The 19,531-nt window shown below is 45.5% G+C and carries 16 protein-coding genes; 9 read left to right on the forward strand and 7 right to left on the reverse strand.

Going from position 1 to position 19,531, the window contains the following annotated elements; genetic code table 11:
- The first annotated feature begins 1 nt into the window (after position 1).
- From VFDL14_RS07395 to VFDL14_RS07375, 5 genes are all read left to right on the forward strand, one after another.
- On the forward strand, positions 2-1,087 hold the full coding sequence (locus tag VFDL14_RS07395; RefSeq protein WP_032552135.1) for an efflux RND transporter periplasmic adaptor subunit: 1,086 nt from the start codon (positions 2-4) through the stop codon (positions 1,085-1,087).
- Complete coding sequence (locus VFDL14_RS07390) at positions 1,080-4,175, forward strand: efflux RND transporter permease subunit (protein WP_032552136.1); 3,096 nt, start codon at positions 1,080-1,082, stop codon at positions 4,173-4,175. The genes VFDL14_RS07395 and VFDL14_RS07390 overlap by 8 nt, the downstream gene beginning before the upstream one ends.
- Before the next feature lie 87 nt (positions 4,176-4,262).
- A complete protein-coding gene (locus VFDL14_RS07385; RefSeq protein ID WP_032552137.1) occupies positions 4,263-4,829 on the forward strand; it encodes a DNA-3-methyladenine glycosylase I in 567 nt (188 codons plus the stop codon).
- A 101-nt stretch (positions 4,830-4,930) separates the two neighbouring features.
- Positions 4,931-5,815: a transcriptional regulator gene (locus VFDL14_RS07380; RefSeq protein WP_032552139.1), complete on the forward strand. Its 885-nt coding sequence runs from the start codon at positions 4,931-4,933 to the stop codon at positions 5,813-5,815.
- Entirely contained in the window at positions 5,806-6,276 is a 471-nt protein-coding gene (locus VFDL14_RS07375) for a hypothetical protein (RefSeq protein ID WP_050487443.1), read from the forward strand. The genes VFDL14_RS07380 and VFDL14_RS07375 overlap by 10 nt, the downstream gene beginning before the upstream one ends.
- Before the next feature lie 87 nt (positions 6,277-6,363).
- On the opposite strand, the gene VFDL14_RS07370 is transcribed toward VFDL14_RS07375, so the two are convergent.
- Both VFDL14_RS07370 and cls read right to left on the reverse strand, forming a co-directional pair.
- Positions 6,364-7,548 (reverse strand): cystathionine beta-lyase, encoded by a 1,185-nt coding sequence (locus tag VFDL14_RS07370; RefSeq protein WP_032552140.1) that lies wholly within the window; start codon positions 7,546-7,548, stop codon positions 6,364-6,366.
- A 148-nt stretch (positions 7,549-7,696) separates the two neighbouring features.
- Positions 7,697-9,151: a cardiolipin synthase gene (gene cls, locus VFDL14_RS07365; protein ID WP_032552141.1), complete on the reverse strand. Its 1,455-nt coding sequence runs from the start codon at positions 9,149-9,151 to the stop codon at positions 7,697-7,699.
- A gap of 366 nt (positions 9,152-9,517) precedes the next feature.
- On the opposite strand from cls, the gene VFDL14_RS07360 reads away from it, so the two are divergent.
- The 4 genes from VFDL14_RS07360 (at position 9,518) to VFDL14_RS07345 (ending at position 14,549) form a co-directional block, all read left to right on the forward strand.
- Positions 9,518-10,951: a sodium-dependent transporter gene (locus tag VFDL14_RS07360; protein WP_032552142.1), complete on the forward strand. Its 1,434-nt coding sequence runs from the start codon at positions 9,518-9,520 to the stop codon at positions 10,949-10,951.
- Between the two features lie 195 nt (positions 10,952-11,146).
- Positions 11,147-12,763, forward strand: a complete 1,617-nt coding sequence (locus tag VFDL14_RS07355) for a methyl-accepting chemotaxis protein (protein WP_032552143.1) — start codon at positions 11,147-11,149, stop codon at positions 12,761-12,763.
- A 131-nt stretch (positions 12,764-12,894) separates the two neighbouring features.
- Positions 12,895-13,593: a TIGR01621 family pseudouridine synthase gene (locus VFDL14_RS07350; protein WP_032552144.1), complete on the forward strand. Its 699-nt coding sequence runs from the start codon at positions 12,895-12,897 to the stop codon at positions 13,591-13,593.
- Between the two features lie 8 nt (positions 13,594-13,601).
- Positions 13,602-14,549, forward strand: coding sequence for a class I SAM-dependent methyltransferase (locus VFDL14_RS07345; protein ID WP_032552146.1), 948 nt, complete (start codon positions 13,602-13,604; stop codon positions 14,547-14,549).
- Between the two features lie 91 nt (positions 14,550-14,640).
- Here the strand turns inward: VFDL14_RS07345 and VFDL14_RS07340 are convergent, their stop codons facing one another.
- The 5 genes from VFDL14_RS07340 to VFDL14_RS07320 all read right to left on the reverse strand — a co-directional run bounded on the left by VFDL14_RS07340 (position 14,641) and on the right by VFDL14_RS07320 (position 19,449).
- Positions 14,641-15,258, reverse strand: a complete 618-nt coding sequence (locus tag VFDL14_RS07340) for a CDP-alcohol phosphatidyltransferase family protein (protein ID WP_032552147.1) — start codon at positions 15,256-15,258, stop codon at positions 14,641-14,643.
- Positions 15,248-15,898, reverse strand: coding sequence for an ATP-binding cassette domain-containing protein (locus tag VFDL14_RS07335; RefSeq protein WP_032552148.1), 651 nt, complete (start codon positions 15,896-15,898; stop codon positions 15,248-15,250). The genes VFDL14_RS07340 and VFDL14_RS07335 overlap by 11 nt, the downstream gene beginning before the upstream one ends.
- Complete coding sequence (locus tag VFDL14_RS07330; RefSeq protein WP_032552234.1) at positions 15,864-17,564, reverse strand: ABC transporter permease; 1,701 nt, start codon at positions 17,562-17,564, stop codon at positions 15,864-15,866. The genes VFDL14_RS07335 and VFDL14_RS07330 overlap by 35 nt, the downstream gene beginning before the upstream one ends.
- 5 nt (positions 17,565-17,569) lie before the next feature.
- The gene (locus tag VFDL14_RS07325; protein WP_032552149.1) at positions 17,570-18,733 is read right to left on the reverse strand and encodes an ABC transporter substrate-binding protein; all 1,164 of its coding nucleotides are present in this window, start codon (positions 18,731-18,733) and stop codon (positions 17,570-17,572) included.
- Positions 18,734-19,002: 269 nt separating this feature from the next.
- Positions 19,003-19,449, reverse strand: coding sequence for an META domain-containing protein (locus tag VFDL14_RS07320; RefSeq protein ID WP_032552150.1), 447 nt, complete (start codon positions 19,447-19,449; stop codon positions 19,003-19,005).
- Between the last annotated feature and the right edge of the window lie 82 nt (positions 19,450-19,531).

Genomic DNA, 19,531 nt, shown 5'->3' on the forward strand with positions numbered 1-19,531 from the left:
TATGAAGAATATTAAAAGAGTTATTGGGCTCTCCTGTCTAGCGTTACTTGTTGGTTGTGAACGACCGGAGGTGACGTCTGAAGTCAATGTGCCTTTGGTTCGAGCAATGGAAGTACAGGTTCTTGATTTTCATGACAAGCTCTACTTCCCAGCAGTCGCCAATGCGGCAGAAAAAGCGCACCTTAGCTTTCGAGTTGCAGGCGAAATTAACCGACTGACGGTAAAAGAGGGTGAGCGTGTCAAAGAAGGTGACGTGATTGCCGAACTCGATCCAACCGACTATCAACTAGAAGTCGATAACGCTCAGGCTCGATATACGGTGGTAAACAGCCAGTACAAACGTTCGAGTCCATTGGTTAAAAAAGGCCTATTGGCCAAGTCTCAATTTGATGAAATTGCAGCGCAGCGTCAAATCGCTTATGCCGAGTTGGAGTTGGCGAAACTGCGTCTGTCATTTACTAAATTGCGTGCCCCTGTAGATGGCATCATTTCTCGCGTAAGCGTCGACCAATTCGAGAACATTCAGGTTGGCCAACAGATCGTCAATATTCACAGCGTTGAAGACGTTGAGGTAGTTATTCAACTACCAGATCGTATTTATGTGAATCAACCTACTGAGACACTGGTCTCGGATATTCGAGCTTTGGTTCGTGTCCCTAGCGGTAATGAATATGAGTCTCGAATCAAGGAGTTCACCACAGAGCCGGATCCGAGTACTGGCACGTTTACTGTGACTCTTGCGCTACCAATGCCAAAGGACGATCTGATCCTTGATGGTATGGCAGTAGAGGTGACTTCATACGGTCGCGATATTGGCTTAGAGCTCAAAGCGGGGGTGCTGATCCCAATTGAATCGGTATTCAATGCTGACGGCGACCCTCTAGATAACAAAGACTCTTATGTCTGGGTTGTGAATGATGATAAGACCGTGACCAAACAACAGATCGTTTTAGGCAAAGCCAACCAAACAACCCTGCAAGTGATTAAAGGGTTAGAAATTGGCCAAACCATTGTGACAGCAGGTGTGTCTAAGTTAAGAGATGGGATGACAGTGGAAGTATTGTCTCAGGAGACGAATAATGAGTGAAGTGAATAACAAGCCTCAAAGCGATGATGAAGTAACAGGAGTTGCGGCATATTTCATTCGTAATAAGGTGATCAGTTGGATGCTATCACTTATTTTCTTGATTGGTGGTGTCTCAGCGTTCTTTGGACTAGGTCGGCTAGAAGACCCCGCGTTCACCATTAAAGACGCAATGGTTGTCACTTCTTATCCGGGAGCGACACCTCAGCAAGTTGAGGAAGAGGTGACGTACCCGCTTGAGAAAGCAATCCAACAACTTACTTATGTTGATGAAGTCAATTCTATTTCAAGCCGAGGACTGTCTCAGGTCACTGTGACCATGAAAAACAACTACGGCCCCGATGACCTTCCACAGATCTGGGATGAATTGCGTCGTAAAGTTAACGATCTCAAAGGGCAGCTACCTCCGGGGGTGAATGATCCTCAAGTGATCGATGACTTTGGTGATGTGTACGGGATTTTGCTTGCGGTCACTGGTGAGGGTTACTCCTACAAAGAGCTACTCGATTATATTGACTACCTCCGCCGTGAATTAGAACTGGTGGACGGAGTGAGTAAAGTCTCGGTCTCGGGGGCGCAGCAAGAGCAAGTTTTCATTGAAATATCGATGAAGAAAATCAGCTCTTTAGGCCTTTCTCCAAACACAGTCTTTAATCTCCTTTCGACACAAAACGTGGTTTCCGACGCAGGTGCGGTGCGAATCGGTAACGAATATATTCGTATACACCCGACAGGGGAGTTCCAGAATGTTGAGCAGCTTGGAGACTTGATTCTTACCGAAGGTGGCGCACAAGGCCTCATCTACTTGAAAGATGTAGCAGACGTTAAGCGTGGTTATATTGAAGTACCAACCAATATCATCGGCTACAACGGTAAGTTAGCACTTAACCTCGGGATTTCGTTTGCTCAAGGTGTGAACGTAGTGGCGGTTGGTGAAGCATTTGACCGACGCTTAGCCGAGCTGAAATACCAACAACCTGTAGGCATTGATATCTCTGAGGTATATAACCAACCGAAAGAGGTAGACAAGTCGGTTAGTGGCTTTGTGGTCAGTTTAGGACAAGCCGTTGCTATCGTTATCGTGGTGCTGCTGTTCTTCATGGGGCTGCGCTCGGGTCTGTTGATTGGATTGATTTTGTTGTTGACGGTACTGGGTACCTTCATCTTCATGCAGTACTTCAAGATCGATTTGCAACGTATCTCACTAGGGGCTCTGGTTATTGCGCTGGGGATGCTGGTGGATAATGCCATTGTGGTGGTCGAGGGCATACTCATAGGCACCCAAAAAGGCCGAACGCGTATGCAGGCCGCCACCGACATCGTTACTCAAACCAAGTGGCCTCTGTTAGGTGCGACTGTGATTGCGGTAACAGCCTTTGCGCCTATTGGACTTTCAGAAGACTCGACGGGCGAATATTGTGGCACCTTGTTTACGGTACTGCTTATCTCGTTGATGTTGAGTTGGTTCACTGCAATCTCAATCACGCCGTTCTTTGCTGACTTGTTCTTCAAAGGTCAGAAGGTGGATCCGGATAACGAAGGTAAAGATCCATACAACGGGATGGTTTTTGTCATCTACAAAAAGTTTCTTGAATTCTGTATGAAGCGCGCATGGCTAACCATGATCGTTCTGGTGATTGGTTTAGGTGCGAGTGTTTACGGCTTCGGTTTCGTGAAACAAGCCTTCTTCCCATCATCAACCACACCAATGTTCCAAGTAGATGTGTGGATGCCAGAAGGGACAGACATCCGTGCGACAAATACCAAGCTGAAAGTGCTGGAAAACTGGTTATCTGAGCAAGAGGAAGTTGAGCATATTACGACGACCGCAGGTAAGGGTTTACAACGTTTCATGCTGACGTATGCGCCAGAGAAGAGCTACAGTGCCTATGGCGAAATCACAACTCGTGTTAAGAGTTATGAAGTTCTTGCTCCACTTATGAAGCGCTTTAGAGACTATGTTGATGCTAGCTTCCCTGAAATTGACTACAAGTTGAAACAAATTGAATTGGGTCCAGGTGGCGGTGCGAAAATTGAAGCGCGTATCGTAGGTTCTGATCCAACAGTGTTGCGTTCAATTGCCGCTCAAGTGATTGATATTATGCATGCTGATCCAGGTGCATTTAACGTTCGTCACGACTGGCGCGATCGTACTAAGGTTCTTGAACCTCAGTTTAACGAAAGTCAGGCTCGTCGTTACGGTATCACGAAGTCTGATGTGGATGATTTCTTGGCAATGTCGTTTTCTGGTAAAGCGATCGGTGTATATCGTGATGGTACGACATTGATGCCTATCGTGGCACGCCTACCAGAAGATGAGCGTATCGACATCCGAAACATCGAAGGGATGAAGATCTGGAGTCCAGCATTGAGTGAGTTCATTCCGTTGCAACAAGTGACCCTAGGCTACAAGATGCAATGGGAAGACCCACTCATCATTCGTAAGAACCGCAAGCGTATGCTGACGGTGTTTGCTGACCCTGATTTACTGGGTGAAGAGACCGCTGCAACGCTTCAAAAGCGTCTACAACCACAGATTGAAGCGATTGAGCTTCCACCGGGTTATTCACTCGAGTGGGGTGGTGAATATGAGTCTTCAGCCGATGCACAAGCGTCGCTGTTTACTACGATGCCTCTCGGTTACCTGTTTATGTTCTTGATCACCGTGTTCTTGTTTAACTCAGTGAAAGAGCCGCTGATTGTTTGGTTGACCGTGCCACTGGCATTGATTGGTGTAACCACAGGGTTGCTCGCGCTCAACACGCCGTTTGGCTTTATGGCATTGCTTGGCTTCTTGAGTCTGTCGGGGATGCTGCTCAAGAACGGTATTGTACTGCTCGACCAAATCGATATTGAGATGAAATCGGGTAAGGAACCATACATCGCGGTAGTGGACGCTGCATTGAGTCGTGTTAGACCTGTTTGTATGGCGGCGATTACGACCATTCTGGGTATGATTCCGCTGCTACCGGACATCTTCTTTAAGCCGATGGCAGTAACTATCATGTTCGGTCTAGGCTTTGCGACAGTATTAACCCTGATTGTGGTGCCGGTGTTGTACCGCATGTTCCACAAAATCAAAGTTGTCTAACATTTTCATTATTATTTAAAGACTATAGTGCCCCATCAAGGGGCACTATTTTTTGGTCGCTGTACTGACCGTTAGGGAGAATCACAAATGACGACACAACAAGTCGAACAAACCTGTGCATGGGCATTGAAGCACGAGTTGGAAAGGGAGTATCACGATAAGGAATGGGGTATCCCGATTCATGATGATCAGGTTCTGTTTGAGTTTATTACGCTTGAAGGTGCGCAAGCTGGCTTAAGTTGGATCACCATTTTGAAGAAGCGAGAAGGCTATCGAGCGGCATTTAAAGAGTATGACTTAGAGGCTTTAGCTGCAATGGATGAATCACATGTCGCTGAGATTATTGAGACGTATGATGTGGTCAAACACAAAGGCAAAATTGCTTCAGTATTTAATAATGCGCGTGCCGCAATAGAGTTACAGAAAGAATTTGGTTCAATCTCTAATGCGCTTTGGCAGTTCGTTGACCACCAAGTCATCATGAACAACTGGCAAGAAATGTCTCAGGTTCCTGCGTCAACTGAGCAATCAAAAGCCATGAGTAAATTCCTTAAAAAGCGTGGATTTAAGTTTGTCGGAGAGACGATCTGCTACGCATTTATGCAAGCGGTCGGCATGGTGAACGACCACCTGGTTGATTGCCCAAAAAAGTAGCGATAAAGCGATGGTAATTTAGTCGTTAGTGGAAAATAGACTAGTCTTTTCTATACTTTTCAATATTATATGCGGCCAGTGACATAGATTTGTAAAAGAATGTGAAAAGACAGAATTATCAAATATGTGAGGCAACCTATGATCCACTACGTAGGCAGTTTCACTTCAATGATGGTGACATCGAAACGCTCTCTCCACTTGAAGGCAAAGTGTTTGTTTTCTTGTTGCAAAACGTAGGTGATTGCGTTGAGCGCAGTGTGATATTCAAAGAGTGCTGGGGAGATGTCATTGTTTCTGAACAAGCGCTGACCAACGTAGTATCAAAGCTGCGAAAAACACTCGCAAAAGTGACTTGTGACTGTGCCTCTATTCGAACGGTGAGTAAAACAGGTTATTCACTCGAAGTCTCTTCACTGACTGCTATCGAAACTCAACACACATCTGAGATGGTTGTTGAAAGCAATTCTGAGCAGGGGACAGAGATATCTTCTGATGAAGACGCTCAACAAGTGCTCAAAGTGCAGCAAGACAAATTGAGTTCTAACGCCAAGCCTTCATTGATTCAAGGCGGCCGAGCCTTCAACGTCGGCTTCTATTTCACTGTCGCGCTTTGTGCTGTAGTTATCGCGTTTAACATATATCGAGTATTTGATTCTTCACTGCCTTACTTTGCCGACCAAGCAGAGTATTCGTCCAGTTATGTTGATAACAGCAACCAACACTATCTTCATGTCGTGAGAAAGGAGCGTTACTCGATTGATGAACTTGAGCTCGCTCTAACAACAATGTTACCTAAGCATTGCCAACTGAGTGTTTTTGTCCGAATTTACCCTTCGGTAGACGAGCCAGAAAATGATGCTTTGAGTATGTTTGTACAGAAAGGAAACGGACAATCATTTAATTACATCGTGTCGGTATTCGATCTTAAAACATCGTTTGACTCGTTCAAAAAGTATGTAGCAACGAGAGATTACCTATGCGGATAATAATTTTAGCAGTACTGATATTTGCCGCGGGTATGAGCTTTACGCTAGAGAAAGAGTCGCTTTCTGGTAGCCGCTGGCACTGTAAGACCATGAAAACCGACTTCCTTTCTAGAGCCTTTGAGCCTTATCAGTCACTCTATGAACGGATGATCTTCACGTTCCAGTCGGATGAGACATTCAGTATCAAAGAGTTCGTCACCATAACGGGAAAAGATGATTCAAGCCATGTGGTAGAGAATCTGTATAACGGATATTACAAGCAACAGGGCGACCGCTTATCAATGACCATTGCTGATGTTCGCACTGCGACGAAGCACCCTGATCCGGTAATCAACGCCGAATACAGTGAGTATCAAGGCATTACTATCGATTACAACTATCAAGTGGTGGATGATTACCTTTATCTGTTTAATGATAACCGCTCAGAGATCTTCAATTCGATTTGCTACCAAGTGAATTAATCAAGTGATTGAAAAGTAATTAGATAGAAAACGAAAAAGGCAGCTTGGTGGCTGCCTTTTAGTTAATGCTGAATTTGTATCAGTAGTCTAAAGAAGCGCGTTGTAGCGCTCAAAGCCAGCTTCAAGGTCTGCAATCAAGTCATCGACGTCTTCAAGGCCAATGTGCAGACGAACCAGTGTTCCTTCAAATTTCGGGTTCGCAACGGTACGCAGGCTATCAAAGCTCTTTGGCTCGTTCGCTAGAATCAAGCTTTCAAAACCACCCCATGAGTAACCCATGCTGAAGTGTTTCATACCATCTAACAACGCAGTTGTAGCGCGTGGGTAGCTTGTTTTAAGTACAAACGAAAACAAGCCATTACCACCGGTGAAATCACGCTTGAAGAACTCATGGCCTGGGCAACTTTCTAGTGCAGGGTGACGTACATGGTCCACTTCTGGACGACTTTGTAGCCACTGAGCGACTTTTAAGCTGTTGTCGGCGTGCTGACGCAGACGCACATCCAATGTTCGGATACCACGCAAACCTAGGTAAGCATCATCTGGAGATACACATTGTCCCATTAAGTAGCTTTGTTCACGCAGTTGATCCCAGTGTTTTTCATTGGCGACAGCAGTGCCTAGCATCACATCTGAGTGACCGACAATGTATTTGGTCGCAGCTTGAATTGAGATGTCCACACCGTACTCAAATGGCGAGAAGTTAACCCCCGCTGCCCAAGTGTTATCGAGCATAACGATGATATCGTGTTGATGAGCAATACGAGCCAGAGTTGGAATATCTTGAACTTCCATGGTGATGGAACCCGGAGACTCGGTAAATAGGATCTTAGTGTTGGGCTGAATAAGATCTTTAATACCTTCACCGATGGTTGGCTCATAGTAAGTGGTCTCTACACCCATCTTTTTCATGATGGTGTCACAAAAGTCACGAGTTGGCTCGTAACAGGTGTCGACCATTAGAATATGATCGCCCGTTTCTACGAACGAGAGGATGGCATTAGAAATTGCCGCAGTACCACAAGGATAAAGCGCACAGCCAGCGCCGCCTTCAAGCTCGACCATCGCGTCTTGGAAAGCAAAGTGGGTATTAGTGCCTCTACGGCCATAGAATAGAGTTTTGTTGGCACGGTTTACGGTTGCTTTGTGTTTTTCTGCAACCGTATCAAATACAACAGTTGATGCACGTTGAACGGGTGGGTTAACCACACCGTTGGTCCACTTTTTGTCGCGGCCCGCTGTGATCAGTTTTGTTGTTTTGCTTTCGGACATACTCTGAATTCCTTATCAATCTATTATCCTTTATTTAAAACATGCCATTGGGTACGAAAGCAAGGGAAGTTAAAGAGTTTTTAGGAATTAACTAGACCCTTTGTTGAAAAAGGGTCTAGGAAATGAATAAGAGGGCGGAATTCAAAACTTAGAGTAATGGATTGAAGAGGTAAAATAGACGCTCAAAGAAGCGTGATTGAAGGCTTCGTTCTTGCCATTTGTCGAGGCTGACTGGATGAGAAGTCTCAATGTACGATTCTTGAAGGTCGGCAAGTTGACGCGTAAAGCTCACATCATCGACGGCAAGCGTTACTTCGAAGTTAAGCCAGAAACTGCGCATATCGATGTTCACGGTACCAATTAAGCAGAACTCCTCATCAATCACCACGGACTTGGTATGGAGCAAGCCTCCGTAGAATTCGTAGATCTTCACACCCGCTTCAAGCAACTCGGTATAAAAAGCGCGAGATGCCCATTTAACCATGAGTGAGTCGTTGCTGTGTGGGATCACGAGCTCGACATTGACTCCTCGTTGTGCCGTCATTTTGAGGGTTTCTAGTAGATCTGCGCTCGGTACAAAGTAAGGCGTTGTTATACGTACTGAGCGATTTGCTTGGTTAATCGCAATGCTCAACACTTGCAGAATAAGATACTCTGGCATACCGGGACCAGACGGCACAACTTGCACTGGATGTCTGACTTCAGATTCGTCAACCTTACATTCGGGTAGGGCGGGCAAAATGCGTTCACCTGTCTCTACCTCCCAATCCCAACCGTGGATAGCAGATAACACATTCACTGTTGGGCCTGTAACTCGTACCATGACGTCAATCCACTGTCCAACACCTGCACCTTGTTTGAAATGGGCAGGATCGACCATGTTCATTGAGCCGGTGTAGGCCACAGTTTCATCAATCACGATGATTTTACGATGCTGTCTAAGGTCTAGGCGTCGTAGGAACATACGCCAAGGGCTTACCTCAAGCGCTTGCACGACTTGCACGCCAGCATCACGCATCATAGAAAGCCAGTGGCTTTTGAAGAATCGCGGAGAACCTGCGGAATCGAGTAGAACCTTCACATCGACGCCGCGCTTTGCCGCACGGATTAACGCTGAAGCGACGGAATCGGTTAGGCCGCCTGGGTGCCAGATATAGAAGACCATTTTGATACTGGTTTGGGCGTTTTCGATGTCTTCAATGATCGAATGCAAGATCTCGTTGGGAGACGATTGCAAAGAGAGCGTATTGCCACTTAATGCGGGAATACCCATACGGTTGTTACACAGTTCATCGATTTTGTGGATTGGCGACCCCACTTTGCCAGGCAGGTGCACTTGGCAGTGGTCCAATTGGCGGAACCAATCACCGAAAGGGGTAAACATACGCTGGGCACGTTCTGCTCTTTTTCTTCCCAGATTCAACTCGCCGAAAAGGAAATAGCAGGCAACACCCACAATTGGGACGATATAGATAACGAGTAGCCATGACAAAGATACGCTCACCGAGCGCCTTTTAAGTACCACTCGAAGCGTTACACCCGCAACCAGTACCCAGTAGAGCACAACGGCGGCCAAAGTTAAGAAATGATAGAGCTTTTCCACATCTAATACTCGAAAAAAGAGACACTTAGATAGTAATGCTATTTTGACAATTTGGGAATTTTACAGAACAACTATTTACAAAATAGAGTAAAGGCTGTAAATAGAGTAAAGTTGTTAAGTTTTAGTTAACTTAAGACGAAAACGATTGTTTTGTATGAAAAGTCGGCATTTAACCATAATATTTTACATTGGTAACGAAATATGTACGGTTCGGGCTTCCAATTTTAATCTTAAACTGGTTTACTTGCTATACAACGAGCGTCAATCAAATTTTTTAGGATGTAAACGAAGATTTACACCTTCTTTTTATAAGACGCCACCCAAAGCAAACACAACATTACACAACATACAAATTTTGGAGTTAAAGTGGCTACTAGTAATACAACCACAACACCTCGTGATACCTGGGGTTCGAAATTAGGATTCGTAATGGCTGCAGCAGGTTCTGCTGTTGGTCTAGGTAATATTTGGAAGTTCCCATACACAGCAGGTGAGAGCGGCGGCGGTGCCTTCGTTGCAATCTACCTATTCTTCGTAATTTTCATCGGTTTCAGTGTGATGCTGACTGAATTTGCTATTGGCCGTCATACGCAAAAATCAGCAGTAGGTGCATTTAAATCAACTGACCGTCGTTGGACGTTCGCTGGTGTTATCGGCGTAGTGAGTGGTCTACTTATCATGGGTTTCTACCCTGTAGTAGGCGGCTGGTCTATTGCTTACATCGGTAAGATTGCTGGTGGTCTTCTAGACGCACCTGAAGCAATCGGTGACAGCTTCGGTGGTTTCATCTCTAACCCAGTTCAACCACTAATGTGGATGGGTCTATACCTTCTTCTTAACGTTGTTATCGTTATGAAAGGTATCTCGGGCGGTATCGAGAAAGCGGGTAAGGTTCTAATGCCTCTGCTATTCTTGATCCTTATCGTGGTATCGATCAAAGGTCTGACTCTTCCAGGTTCTATGGCTGGTCTTGAGTTCCTATTCAGCCCTGATTTTTCTAAGGTAGACAGCAACGTAATCCTAGCTGCACTTGGTCAAGCATTCTTCTCACTATCTCTAGGTATGGGTTGTATGTTGACTTACGGTTCTTACCTTAAGAAGAAAGAAAACCTAGTTCAAACTACCGCTATGGTTACAGCAATGGATACAGGTGTTGCTATCCTAGCTGGTGTTGCAATGTTCCCAGCAATGTTCGCATTCGGCATGGAACCAGCAGCAGGTCCTGGTCTAGTATTCGTAGTTGTTCCTCAGCTATTTGCTGAAATGGGCGGCGTAATTGGTCTTCTATTTGCACTTATGTTCTTCATTGGTCTAAGTGTTGCGGCTCTAACATCTTCTGTTTCTCTACTTGAGGTTGTGGTTTCTTACCTAATCGATGAGAAAGGCATGAAGCGTGTAACAGCGGTTATCTCTGCAAGTGTTGTAATGGCTGCACTATGTATCTTCGCTTCTCTATCTCTAGGTGGCGTTGGTCCAACACTGTTCGATACAGGTGCATTTGATATCTTCGACCTACTAACAGATAAGATCTTCCTAGCTGTTGGCGGTATGTTGGTATGTATCTTCGCTGGTTGGAGACTAAACCGTGCAGACCTAGAGAAAGAAATTACTAACGACGGTGAAGTATCTTTCCCACTATTCGGTCTATGGTACACACTAGTTAAGTTTGTAATCCCAGTAGCAATCGCAATCGTTGCATTCATGGGTATCTCTTCTGGCTTCGACAGCGGTAAGGGTGCAATCATGCTACTAGGTATCGGTATCATTGCAGGCTCAGCGTTAATTTCTAAGAAATTGTAATCGCGACCTTCAAAGTCAAAACCAATAGAAAGCGAGAGTCTTAGGGCTCTCGCTTTTTTTTGCTTTATTTCTAACCTTTTCTTATTTATAGGGTTTTTCGTACGGTTTTATCTAAAGTTATTCGTATGTCAGTCGATATATATTCAAGCATAACAATATGCGAAGTGAATATTGACTCCCTTAGGAAGGTGAAACGTGAAATTGTCTGTAAGAAAAAAATTGTATGCAGGCTTTAGCTCTATATTGGCGCTAATGATTGTATTGGTAGCGTTTGTTTGGATCGAGGTAACGGGCTCCCATCGAGTGGCTGACGAGATCCGCATGGATGACGTGCCTGAACTAGTGAACTATCTTGTATTGGTCGATGAGACAGCAGACGTTTACCGAGATGCAATGGGTGCTGTGACACATGTTAATGGCGCACTTAATGACTACCGTGCAAACAAAGGGCAGTTCTTCGAAGCGGTTGACAAGGTTAAGGCACTAGAGAGCGTAGGTACACCTGACTACCGTCGAATTGAACGTGTTGAGAACTTGATGAAAGAGTTCAATACTGCGTTTGAAAATCAAATAGCGCCTAAGGTGAATCAGGAAGTTGCGTTCTTGGATAATATTCGTTATTTGCGTGCGCTCTATGAACAATATTTAGTGCCGATTGAAGCTCTGCTTGACGAAGCTTCGATGGCCGAAGAAGTACAAACTGATAAAGCGCTGCTTGCTTTGACAGACTCTTTTACAGCAATGGAACGTATGATCATAATCCTAACTGCCATTTCCATTGCGGCGGGTGCAGTGATTGCTTACCTATTGTCGAACTCGATTACCAGTCGCCTAACCAAAGTGGAACAGGTGGCACGTAAAGTTGCGAGTGGTGATTTGACAGCAGAAGACATTGTTGACGATTCGGATGACGAATTGGCACACCTTGGTCAGTCGATCAACCAGATGCAGAAATCGCTCGTTGGTTTGATTGGTTCTATTTCGTCTGTAACGAATCAAGTGCAATCGGCAAGTGGTGAGCTTTCGTCGATTAGCCAAGACATCGTTTCAGGTGCGTCAGCACAAGCTGACAAAGCGACTTTGATTGCCACCGCGGCAGAAGAGCTCAGTCTAACGATTTCAGAAGTTGCCCAGCAGGGTACATCCACCTATGAAGAAGCACGTCGATCAGAGACTTCAGCAGAAGACGGCCGTTCTGTGATTGTGGAAATGGTGGCGAGTATTCAACAAGTGTCCGCTCAAATGGGCGAAATGTCGGAGCAAATGAACACGCTTGGCTCTCATGGTGAACAGATTGGCAGTGTCATCAAAGTGATTGAAGACATCGCAGAACAGACCAACTTATTGGCATTGAACGCTGCAATCGAAGCGGCACGTGCTGGCGAATTTGGTCGTGGCTTTGCGGTCGTTGCGGACGAGGTACGTGCTCTTGCTGAACGTACTACTAAAGCGACACAAGAAGTGTCAGGTATCATTCAAGCGATTCAATCAGGCACACAAGAAGCGGTTACATACACCCAAGACAACTGTCGCTTAGTTGATATTGGCGTTGAGCAAAGTTCTGGTGCGGTTCAAGCACTGGAAGCGATTGTGAACGGTGCAGCCAATGTACAAAGCATGGTTAACTCTATTGCAACAGCGGCGGAAGAGCAGACTGCAGTGACCAAAGAGATTGCAGCGGATATTACAGCGATCAGCGATATCTCTGAGTCTTCTCTGCAGCTCGCGACACGCAGCTCCGAGAGTACGATGAGCCTAAATGCTAAGGTTAAAGAGCTGGAAACCTTACTTGGCCAGTTTAAGCTTGCTTAAACCATGGTAAAGATGCGGTAAGGCATTATTGAGCCCACGACTGTTGAACATTCAGTCGTGGGCTTTTTCATTACTGGTATCTGGTGTTGGACAAGGTATACTTCTAGCTCGATTACGGAGTAAGCCTTTTCATGTTCGACATTCTTGTAAAACACTCAGATTTTTTACTTATCAATAAACACCCAGGCGTCAGCGTCCATAAAGATGATGGTGATACCATGCTTCTTCAAGAAGTCGCAACATCGCTAGGCATTGAAAAGCTTTATCTGGTGCACCGCTTAGATAAAATGACCTCTGGAATACTGTTGTTAGCAAAAAACGCGGCTGCGGCGAGTGAGTTGTCTCAGTTGTTTGCTAACCGAGAGGTTGAAAAGTACTACCTTGCAATTGGTTCAAAAAAGCCTAAAAAGAAGCAAGGCCTGATTGTGGGTGATATGGAGCGTTCTCGACGTTCAAGCTGGAAGCTGGTTAACAGTAAAGAAAACCCAGCAGTGACACAGTTTTTATCGGCAGCGGCTGAGCCGGGTGAAAGACTCCTGCTTTGTAAGCCATATACAGGGCGCACTCATCAAATTCGTGTAGCGATGAAGTCGATAGGTTCGGCGATCGTTGGCGACCCAATTTATAATTCTTCAAGTCAATCTGATCGCGGCTACCTGCACGCGTTTGCGATTCGATTTACCTATCAATCTCAAGCATATCAATACGTGTGTGACCCGAGATCACACCAGTCTCTTGGTCAAAAATGGTCACAAGAGACGGTATCGACAGGTTTGGATACTTGGCTTGAACCTTGGTCACTGGCGTGGCCAAAGCTAAACATTAAGTGAGAGATATAATGGAAGCATCTGCTTTACCGGTATTTTTTGAACATATCGAACAACAGCTAAACGAAGTACCTAACGAGCTACGTCGTATTTTTCATGGTCGTGGTAAATTTTGGCCAGGCCTAGAGCAATTAACTTGTGATTGGGTTGATGGTCAGCTTTTAGTGAACATTTTCAAACAGGTTGATGAAGAGTTCTTATCAAGCTTGAAAGATGGGCTCCTTAAATTGACGGAGCAGCCAATTTGGCAACAGAAGCAGGGTACGAGTGTTGTGCTTCAACATCGCTATGCTGAAGGCAGCCCATCAGAAGTGATTTGGGGAGAGCTCGACTCATCGCCAGTGGTTGTTGAGCACGGTCTTAAGTATCAGTTGAATATCGGTCGCAACCAGAACTTCGGCCTGTTCTTGGACATGCGTAACGGCCGTCAGTGGGTTCAAGAGAACTCTAAAGGGAAAAACGTATTAAACCTGTTTGCTTACACCTGTGGCTTCTCTGTAGCCGCTTTAGCGGGTGGTGCGCGTCAATGCCTTAACGTAGATATGTCACGCGGTTCGTTGAGCAAAGGTCGTGACAACCATCGCCTCAATGAACATGACATGCGCTCAGTGAACTTCCTTGGTTACGACATCTTCAAATGCTGGGGAAAAATCAAGAAAGGCGGCCCGTACGAATTAGTGATTATTGATCCACCATCTTTCCAAAAGGGCAGCTTTGCACTGACAAAAGACTATAAGAGAATTCTGCGTCGTCTGCCTGAGCTTCTTAAAGAGGGCGGAGAAGTGATTGCTTGTGTGAACTCTCCAATGGTTTCACCAAACTTCTTGATTGATACCATGGCGGAAGAAGCGCCAAATGTTAAATATCTAGAACGTTTACCGAACCCACCTGAGTTTGTGGATGTTGATGCTGATTCAAGCCTGAAAGTACTCCGTTTCAAGTTAGAATCTGCAGAATAATCATTAGGCATGATCAATTGAAAGCGCCGCATTACTTCATAGTAACGCGGCGCTTTTTTTATGGATTCGATATTAGTCGAATCGAAGTGCCTTAGGCTTTGACGTTATTGAGAGTTTGAAAGCCGAAGTAGATTCGCATAAATGTGGTGAGCCAACACGCCGCGCCAAACGCATAAGCAATGACGGCAAAGTGTTGTGGCCAAATACAGAACGCAATGAAACAAGCGATGGTTTCTGTTCCCTCAGTCAATCCAGACATGTAGTACAAAGATTTATGTTTATAGACAGGGTTCTCGATCCCTTGCTTACCCGCCATAACCGCGAAGGCTAAGAAACTGCTGCCTGTGCCGATGAAAGAGAAAATGAGAAAGGCGCCTGCGACGGCATTAGCGTCTGGGTTAGCAATCACAAAGCCAAACGGTATCAAGGAGTAGAACAAGAAATCGAGGCTGATGTCGAGAAACCCACCGGCATCGGTAATACCCTGGATACGAGCAAGTGCGCCATCAAGCCCATCGCAGATACGATTTAACACCACAAATAGCAGTGCCAAATCATACTGTTGAAAAGCAAGCGACGGGAAGGCTAAACAGCCAATCAAAAAGCCGAAAAACGTAGTTTGATTCGCAGTGACGCCAGCGCTGTTTAGAACTTTAGCGGATTGAGTTAACGGCCAGCGAATGACCTTGATGGAATATTTATCTAGCATTTTCGGTGCTCCATGGCCAATTCAGTACTCGCGCTGCTGGTGGAATATCCGCTTCATCATGGGTCACCATCAATGTCGGAATGTTCGCTTTGCTGAGTTGCTCAAATACCCAATCACGAAATTGAACACGTAACTCAGGGTCGAGTTTACTGAAGGGCTCATCTAATAATGCAACTTTCGGCTTGGCGAGCAACATTCTCGTCAAACTGACTCGGGCTCGCTGGCCCCCAGAAATTTGGTCTGGGAAAGAGTCGGCAAGTCGTGTGAGTTCGATGTCTTTTAGAGCATCTAACGCTCTCTGTTGGCGCTCTTTTCCTTTGATAATGTTTGGCAGTGCAAAGGCCAAGTTTTCCCAAACTTTTAGGTGAGGGAAGAGCAGATCGTCTTGAAACAGGATCCCTACTTCACGTTGATGAGGAGCGATTTGATCAATTCGCGTGTCGTTGACGTGGACTTGTCCTGTGTATTCAAACTCGTTGCTGAGGTGACCTGCGATCACGTCAAGTAGAGTCGACTTGCCACAGCCACTGGGGCCCATTAATGCCAGGACTTCGCCGGATTCTAAATGAAGACTGAGCGATGAGAATAACTCGCTTCCATCGAGCTTATGGATGGCGAGGTCGTTGAGAGATAGACTCATTAGGCAATAAACCTTTGAATGAAAGACGGCGATACTTGACCTGTAAGCGGCTGATAAGAATCGCAAAAGAGAAAAAGAACAGAGGCAACAAGGCTTGCCAAATGGCGTAAATCGCAGTGACCCTACGATCAAATCCGCTGGTTAGTGCAACCGCTTCTGTGGTGATGGTACTGATTCTACCTGCACCTAACATTAAGGTAGGTAAATACTGAGCAAGGCTAACACTAATGCCGACAGCCCATGCAAAAACCATTGCTGGTAACAGAATCGGTAATTTAACCGTGAGCCAGCTTTGAAGTGGCGATTTTCCAAGGCTGAGCGCCGCCTTGATCAAGCCAGGTTCGAAACTGCGCCAAGGGCCGTCCAATGACAGGTAGACGAAGGGAAAAGCAAAAAACACATGCGACCAAATCACCCAAAACTCATAAGCGGTGCTATTGAGGTAGAGAGTGGTAACCTGCAATCCAAACAGTACAGATAGTTGAGGGATAAGCATCGGAATCGCGATAATATATCCCGGAACCTGCCAGCGATGCTTAATACGATATTCATGAGCAATGAGGGCAAGTACTAAGGCGATAGTCGCAGAAATAACTGCAATCCAGAGGCTGGTGCTAATGGTCCCAGTGATCGCATCCCACTCGTATTCCCAAAAGCGGGTACTGTAGCGGCTTGGCAGAAGGTCAGGAAAGCGCCAACGTTGAGCGACACTCCATAGCAACATCAATGGGAACATGACGGCTGTTAGCACTGCCAAGAAAGAGAACAGGCTACGTCCAGGTAGAGCGACACCACGACGACCTGATACCTGCCAGCTTCGGAAATACTTAAGGACGGCCCATTCAACTAATCGAGCAAACGCAATGAGCAGGCTCGCTAAACCAAATAGAACAATCGCCCCAGCCGCCGCTCTTGGTAGCAGGTTGAGGTCTGGGTCGTTAAACCATTGCCACACTAATACAGCAAAAGTTGGCGGATTTGTTGGACCGATAATGAGCGCGATATCAACCACAGACAAGCTGTAGGCTAGTACCGCCAACATAGGGAAGCGTAATTTGTTGAACCATTGTGGGAAAACACATTTCCACCAAATCTGCGAGCGACTGTAGCCTAGCGAAGCACTCACTTTGGTGATTTTAGGAATATCTAATTGCTGCAGAATAGAGATACTCATCAGCAGTAAGAATGGAATCTCCTTCAACGCCAACATCACGATTAATCCAAGTGCATACGGGTCTTTCACCAGTAATGCCAGTTCAGTATTCGTTGATGACTCCCCTAAGAAACCTTGCAGGGCGCGCATGCCAAGACCGCTTGGGCTAAACAGAAAGGCGAACCCGATAGCAAAAGCGACATGAGGAATCGCTAACATAGGTGGCAATGTGAGTTCTATTTTACGCCAGAACGGTTTGTCCCACGTTGCTTGAAGAATACAGAAGGTAAGAAAGCAGGCAAGGTAGCTACTGATTACTGTTGAGCTCAGAGTGAGCCCGATAGAGTGGTAAACGCCTTCCCACGCAAAAACTTGCTGAAAACCTACGATTGAAAACTGTTCTAAACCCAATGGAGGGATATAACTGAGAGATGAAGCAATAACCCCAACTACCCCAGGGATAGTTGGGATGATGCACACCGCTATAACAACAAAATATAGAGCGTGAAGAATCAAACTTAGTTACCGTAGCGTTTTAACCACTCAGACTCGAGTGCGGTTTGCCAGCTTGGGTGTGGCTCATCTACCGACTTGAACTGCTGAGTATTACGCGCGCTTCCCGTTAGGTATTTGCTGCTTAACACAGATGGGTCGCCCCAGATGTTAAGGTCGCCTTTGCGTGATTGTGCTTCTGGGCTCAGTAGGTAGTTGATTGCGACTTGAGCACCCGCTGATGCATTGGCATTCCATGGGATGGCTAAGAAGTGAATGTTAGATAATGCGCCACTTTCGAAAGCAAATGCTTTGGTGGTTTCAGCCAGTGTGCCATTAGCTTGAGCCGAGAAAACCGCATTCGGGTTGAAGGTGATCGCTAAGTCAATCTGACCATCATCAAGAAGCTGGATGCTTTCAGAAGTACCCGCAGGGAACTGTTTTCCACCTCGCCACGCGACTTTATGGAATTCATCAAGGTACGCCCACAGTGGCTGAGTGATAGCCTGGAAGGTTTTCTCATCAACAGGTTTAGACAGTGCTGGGTCGTTTTTAGTCAGTTCAATAAGAAGCGACTTCACGAAGCTGGTGCCATGAAACTCTGGAGGACGAGGGTAGCTTAAGCGGTTCGGATACGCTTGCGCGTAGCTCAACATCTCTGAGAATGAATTAGGCGGATTGTTTAATGTCTCTTGGTCGTGAATAAAGACCAGTTGTCCAACACCCCAAGGTGCTTCTAAACCCTCAGTAGGTTCTGAGAAATCAACATCGATTGGTAGAGATTTATCGACATATTGCCAATTCGGCAGCGTTTCAGTGAACGGGCCAAACAATAGAGCGTTGTCTTTCATTGAACGGAAGTTTTCACCGTTGATCCAGACCATATCGACACTACCACCGCTGTTTTTACCCGCGGCTTTTTCTGCGATTAGGCGGGTGGTCGTCTCTGCGATGTCGGTTACCTTAACGTGCTTAAGTGTCACACCATGGTTTTGTTGCAGTTGTTTGCCTGCCCATTGGATATAGCGATTGATCTCTTGGCTACCACCCCAAGCGTGAAAATAGACAGTTTGTCCTTCGGCTTCACGTTCAATTTGGCTCCACTCTTGAGAGTTCGTGCTATCTGCATAAAGTGTTGCGCTGTAGGCTGTTGTGGCCAGTAATCCAATCGTACTAACTAATTTGTTCATAAACTTTTCCATATCTTTGTGAACGGGCGAGGGCAGTGCATTTGTTACTTCCTTACGGTTATTCTATCTGTTTCTGAAATAATTTCTAATTCAATAGTAAATTCAAAGGATTACTCATCGAATTATGTGACCTTATCTATGACCGTGTTTTTGGCTAAATAATTACAGAATAAATCGTGAATTTTTCAAATGATTTAGAAATACCCCTCAGATACGAAAAAAGGAGCCAAATGGCTCCTTTAGAAAACTTGTTCATCACATTGTTAGGATTAGTTTTTCCAATCACTTAGTGTGTAAGTCAGAGTGTGTACGTCGTTCTTCAGTACTAACGTATCTTTAGTTAGAGTTACGTCGCTCCATTCAGCAAGTGTTGCAGATACAGACTGCTCAATGTCCATTGCTGCACCGTGACACATCTTCATTGTCATGCCCATCTGTTTGATGCGGAATTGACCGTCTTTCAGTTCACCCTGACCAAAGAAATTATTACAGCCAGCAATACCGTTAGCTGTTAGCTTCTCACCGATCTCTAGGCGAGGTGCTGCTTGATGTTCGCTTTTCTCAATGTCTTTGCCGTCGATTTGTGCCAGTTCCCAATTATGGTGCTGTAGATCGGTAGCTGTTACTTGCATTGCGTCATCACCTGTTGTTGTACATGCAGCAAGCATGATAGGTAAAGCGGTTACTGCTAGTAATTTTTTTGAACTAAACTTCATATAATATGGCTCCAAAGGAATAAACGAAGTTACCAAAGATGCGTAACTTGATTGGTGAAAAGTATAGTTAACAAAACGCTAT

It is taken from the genome of Vibrio fortis (assembly GCF_000695685.1).
GTDB classification, from domain to species: domain Bacteria; phylum Pseudomonadota; class Gammaproteobacteria; order Enterobacterales; family Vibrionaceae; genus Vibrio; species Vibrio fortis_A.